This window comes from uncultured Boseongicola sp. (assembly GCF_937988555.1).
In the GTDB taxonomy this organism is placed as follows: Bacteria; Pseudomonadota; Alphaproteobacteria; order Rhodobacterales; family Rhodobacteraceae; genus Boseongicola.
On record NZ_CALJXO010000175.1, the window covers coordinates 1 to 4,846 of the forward strand.

Sequence of the window (4,846 nt, forward strand, 5' to 3'; positions counted from 1 at the left end):
CGGGTGCGCTTGAAGTCCCGCGCCGTCACTAAGGGCGGAAAGCGGACTTTCGCTGCAAACGCGAGCCAAGAATGGGTTAACGGCGGGAGCTGACATTCAGACAAACGTGAAACTCGGAATTTTTCTGCATTGCGGAAGGCGGCTCAGAGCCTAAGGCGGACATGCGATCTGACGCAGACGAATTGCTCCATTTTCCAGCCAGACAGCATTAATGCGGTCTTGTATGAACGCGTTTGCACTTATCCTTTCATGGAGCCCAATACCCGGCCCCATCGAAAGACGTACATCAAAGCAATCATACACACGACAAGACCGATCACGTCGCCAGTCGCATAGATGGCCCAGACTCCGATGACCTTCTCCAAATCAATCAATGCGGAGTAGACCAGAGTTTGGCCGAGAGAGTTTATAACGGAAGAGAGAGCCCCAACAGCTATCATACCCTTCCAACGCAGCCTTCTTGAGGCACCGAAATAGAAGTTGTAGCCGGCAAGCCGCGCAATCTCAAAAGCTATATATGCGGAGGCTGACCCAACAAGGATGCTCTCTATCAGACCGGGTTCAAGGAAATTCAATTCCTCCGACGAGCTGAACAGCCAGATTGATAGACTTGTCCCCACAATCAGAGCGGGCACCGCTTTCCAGCCATATGCCCATGTCGCAAGAACCCTCACCCCGTGGGGCAGATATACCAGGCTGGCGAATACCGTAATTTCTGGCAAAATAAGACTTTGCACTGGTGTTACAACCAAGGCGGTCAACCCGTGACATAAGACATAGGCGAGGATAATGATCAAAAAACTCACGGACGGAGTCCATTCGATGAGTGCTCGGAGATGTCGAGGAGAGAGCTGTCTGCGCTTTATCAACAGACCGGCATATTAATCACATAATCAGAAACACCTGTCGGTCAATGCGTAAGATCACTGCGCACCAAATAGTGCCTCGACTTATAACCTTCGGCTTTTTCGAGAAAACCCAGGGACAACAAGGAACGCAACGCCCTGTGATAAGTGGCCTGCGCGATCCCAGAGGTCAAATCATGTCTTCGGATATCGTCGGACGTAACGACCACTCCATGCGCTCCAGATAAGGCATGTGCGGCAAGAAACACGTCCATCTCGACTGCGGTCAATGTGTGGAGTCCGACCTCATGCTCCATTTCGCGCAGCATGCTACGCAGTTCAAAAAGTGCAGAAATTTTGCTCATATGTCCGATACGCCGATAGTTGCCGCACATGTTTATCACAAATTAGGGGAAGAGTGAGTAAGAAATTGTCATTCCACAAATTATCATGTTGACAATTTAAGCGGCTTGAAACACATTTCTTCCACTCCCTGAGTGTACGTGAGTGGTTGCCTCTAGAGTGTTTTAGAAGATTCTGCCCCGGTCGCTCAAAGGCGACTGGGGTAATTTAAGCTGCACCACCGCGACGTCGTCACCATTCTGACCGGAGCGTCGTGGCGATCTACGCTGCAGTCGCATCAGGCCGGTTTGTCCGCACACCGACGTTTTAGCCGACAAAAATGCTGCGCCATGCACGAATGGCCGCAATGCGAAAGCTGCACCGCAGCGTTGTCTGGAACGGCCAAAGTCCGGTTAGGGCCGTTCATGTTGGTCGGGGCGAGATCGTTTGGCAGGATCGCTGCGATGCGGCTAACGGCAGCAAGGAGCCCAATGTACCAATTTACTGTTTGGCAGTGAAGGTCCGGTTTCGGGAAACCGATTAAATTGCCCTCAAATTTCGGCTCAAACCGGCCATTGGTCGACCCCTAAGGCGCTACGGTGTAGCTATCGCATTGCTGACATTCATACACCGCGCAGCACTTTATCGACCGAAACGTAAGTAAGCGGACTAGGTTGTCATTCGCTGCACATTCATTCGCCCCTGCAACGAAGTGCATTCATGCCCAAATTTCCTGCTCCAAGAGAGTCGTTTGGTGCGGTAGATACCATCAAATCGACGAGAAATATGTTCTCAAGCAACGGACGAAAGCAACTTTCACCCTTGTCGGCATAAATTTTTGGCGCAGCCAAGTTGCACGAAATGAACAAGAAATCATCCGTAATGGCAAAAAAGTATTAGTTTCGCCGTTATTCTCTAGTAGTCCTATAAATTTCGGATCGCTAAGGTCGAATCAACAATGCAGCCGGTGAGCTGCTCAATCGATCATCAGGGAGTGGTTCGGCATGGTTGGGGGAAGACCGATGCAACCGGATTTAGAGGTCATCCAGATCGGGCGCGGCGAAACATTTCGGGCCCATGAGCATGGCTACCCCTATCCAACTGTCCGCTGGCATTTTCACCCAGAGTATGAGTTGCATCACGTTGTCGCGACAACTGGGCGTTACTTTGTGGGCGATTTCATTGGCGCGTTCAAACCCGGCAATCTTGTTTTGACTGGCCCGAATTTGCCGCACAATTGGGTTAGCGATGTCGACGCCGACGAAAAAGTTCCCTTACGCAACCGTGTACTACAATTCACTGATGAGGCAATTCGTGGCGCAATGGACGTCATTCCGGAGTTACAATGCGTCTCAGCGACACTGGACAAAAGTCGCAGCGGACTCTTGTTCTCAGAAACGACTACAGTGACTGTAGAACCTCTTCTGGCAGAACTCGTGAACGCGCGTGGCATCCGCCGGATCGAGCTCTTCATTGGGATCTTCGGCGCTCTCACTCAGGATTGTGAATCGCGGCAACTGACCGGTGCTGAATATTTGCCTGACCCTTCAGGGTACATGTCATCGGGGCTGAACGCAGCACTTGCATTCATCGATGTAAACCTCACCGAACTTTTCAATGAAGGCGATCTAGCCGATATCGCGGGCGTAAGCCGCACGACCTTTTCACGCAGCTTCCGCAAGCACACTGGGATGTCCTTGGTTCGCTATATCAATCGTCTGCGCATCGGCTTGGCGTGCCAATTGCTGATCTCCGATCAACACGAGAAGATCACCGATGTCTGCTATGCGTCTGGGTTTAACAACTTGTCGAATTTCAACCGACAATTCGCGGCTCAGAAGGGAATGTCACCTTCGCGGTTCCGAGCTCGCATGCTCGAGCACACGAACCTGAGTTTAGATTCCGGTCGAAGTATCCAAGCGGCGTAAAGCGCCGCACTCAAGTAAAGCAAGATCAAAGCGACGACGCCAAGATTGGCAAAAACTATCTGCATCCCGCTGGCACCTCCAGCGGGGCGGAATTCTACTACCCGGCATTCAAAAAAGGTCGGTTCTTATTGTCAAATATCACAGGAGGAAAAAGCCATGAAACTCAAGTCCATCAGTGTAGCAGCTACGCTCGCAGCGCTCATTTTGAGCAGCGCCCCGACCAATGCCCAAACAACAGGGACCGTTGCGTTGGGAGTGGGCAAAATATGGGGGTCGTTGATCTGTGGTATGATGGTTCTTTTGCGGGAGGACGGCCATGGATGTGCAGATCTCGATGGAAACAACCTTTGATGATGGGACACGACGAACGCATCGGCTTGGGGACTTGTCGCGCCCCTATCGATTGACAAATTCGGAGGCGCTCGGCCTTTTGCTTTCAGACGCCAAAGCAATCATTAGTCAGATTCAGAGAGCTATTCTTACGGATCAGCTCGAGGAAGTAGTCGCCGTAAATCGCACATGCTCAGCCTGCGGGTCCACAAAACCCATTCACGACTATCGCACACGAGTTTTTGATACGGCATTTGGTCGATTTCGACATCAAGTTCCGCGGCTCAAGCAGTGTAAATGCGGTGTAGCAGCAGGTAGCAAATGCCGTGGCGAGCAGTCGCCCGTAGCCAAGATATTCCCAGACCGTGCGACACCAGAGCTATGCCGCCTTCAGACCGAGCTTGGGTCGCGTCATTCATTTCGTGAAGCGGCACGGATCATGGAGACCTTTCTTCCCTGCGCGAAGCAGATTAACACAACGGTGCGCAACCGCCTGGGCCGAGTCGCACAGAACTTTATTGACCGTGAACCCGCGCAAATCAGTGTGGATGAAGATGCGCAATCGCCTCCGCTGACCGTGTTTCTAGACGGTGCCCATATCCGTTGTCGGCCAGAATACCAGAAGCGGCACCTTGATGTGGTGGTGGGTAAGGTCGAAAGTCCCAATATGTGCCGTCGCTTTGGCTTTGTCGCGCAAGCGGCGACGTCACCGAGTGGACAGCTCAGGCAAGACTTGCTCGCGCTCGGCTGGGACGGTCAGCGGCCTGTCACCGTCATCTCCGATGGAGAACCCGCGCTGCCAAATCTGGTCCGTGCTGCCGTTGATGGGCGTGTGCGCCATATCCTGGACTGGTGGCATATTTCGATGCGTGTTCAGCATATTGAAAATGCCGTCAAAGGGCTTTTGCAGACGGAGAGTTTTCCGGGATTTCCTGAACTATTCAAACGCCCAGCGGAAACACTTCGATGGTGCTTGTGGCATGGGAAAATCATGACCGCTGGTACGCGCCTCAAGCTATTGATGATTGATTCCGGCAGGGTCACAACGGAAGACGCTGCAGTCAGGGCGGCGGCCGCGAGAGTCGAAGCACGTTGTCGAGAACTCTACACGTACTTGGCAAACAATTGGGATGCTCTCACCAACTACGGCTGGCGACAGCGCAACGGGTTTTCGATTTCATCGTCTCGGGCGGAGGGCTGTGTCGACGACATCGGCAACGCAAGGATGGGTAAGAGGCGCAGGATGCGATGGTCACCGAGAGGCGCACACAATGTCGCAGTTACCAGAGCAGCCGTTCTCGATGGTCGATTGTCCGTTTCACACCAAGAGATGGCCGCTTAACCCCCAGCTTTTGCCCACTCCCTACAACGACAACGCAAAAGCCTTGCGCCGGAACAGCC

At 52.7% G+C, this 4,846-nt stretch carries 4 protein-coding genes; 2 read left to right on the plus strand and 2 right to left on the minus strand.

Annotation, left to right across the window (positions count from 1 at the left end; genetic code table 11):
- Nucleotides 1-239: 239 nt before the first annotated feature.
- Both Q1B15_RS09520 and Q1B15_RS09525 read right to left on the minus strand, forming a co-directional pair.
- Nucleotides 240-806 carry a hypothetical protein gene (locus Q1B15_RS09520; protein ID WP_299753356.1) on the minus strand — a complete coding sequence of 189 codons (567 nt, stop codon included), beginning with the start codon at nt 804-806 and terminating at the stop codon, nt 240-242.
- Between the two features lie 104 nt (nt 807-910).
- A complete protein-coding gene (locus Q1B15_RS09525) occupies nt 911-1,210 on the minus strand; it encodes a hypothetical protein (protein WP_299753358.1) in 300 nt (99 codons plus the stop codon).
- Between the two features lie 999 nt (nt 1,211-2,209).
- Between Q1B15_RS09525 and Q1B15_RS09530 the strand changes: the two genes are divergently transcribed.
- Both Q1B15_RS09530 and Q1B15_RS09535 read left to right on the plus strand, forming a co-directional pair.
- Nucleotides 2,210-3,115: a helix-turn-helix domain-containing protein gene (locus tag Q1B15_RS09530; RefSeq protein ID WP_299753360.1), complete on the plus strand. Its 906-nt coding sequence runs from the start codon at nt 2,210-2,212 to the stop codon at nt 3,113-3,115.
- Between the two features lie 316 nt (nt 3,116-3,431).
- Nucleotides 3,432-4,787: an ISKra4 family transposase gene (locus Q1B15_RS09535; protein WP_299753362.1), complete on the plus strand. Its 1,356-nt coding sequence runs from the start codon at nt 3,432-3,434 to the stop codon at nt 4,785-4,787.
- Nucleotides 4,788-4,846 lie beyond the last annotated feature (59 nt).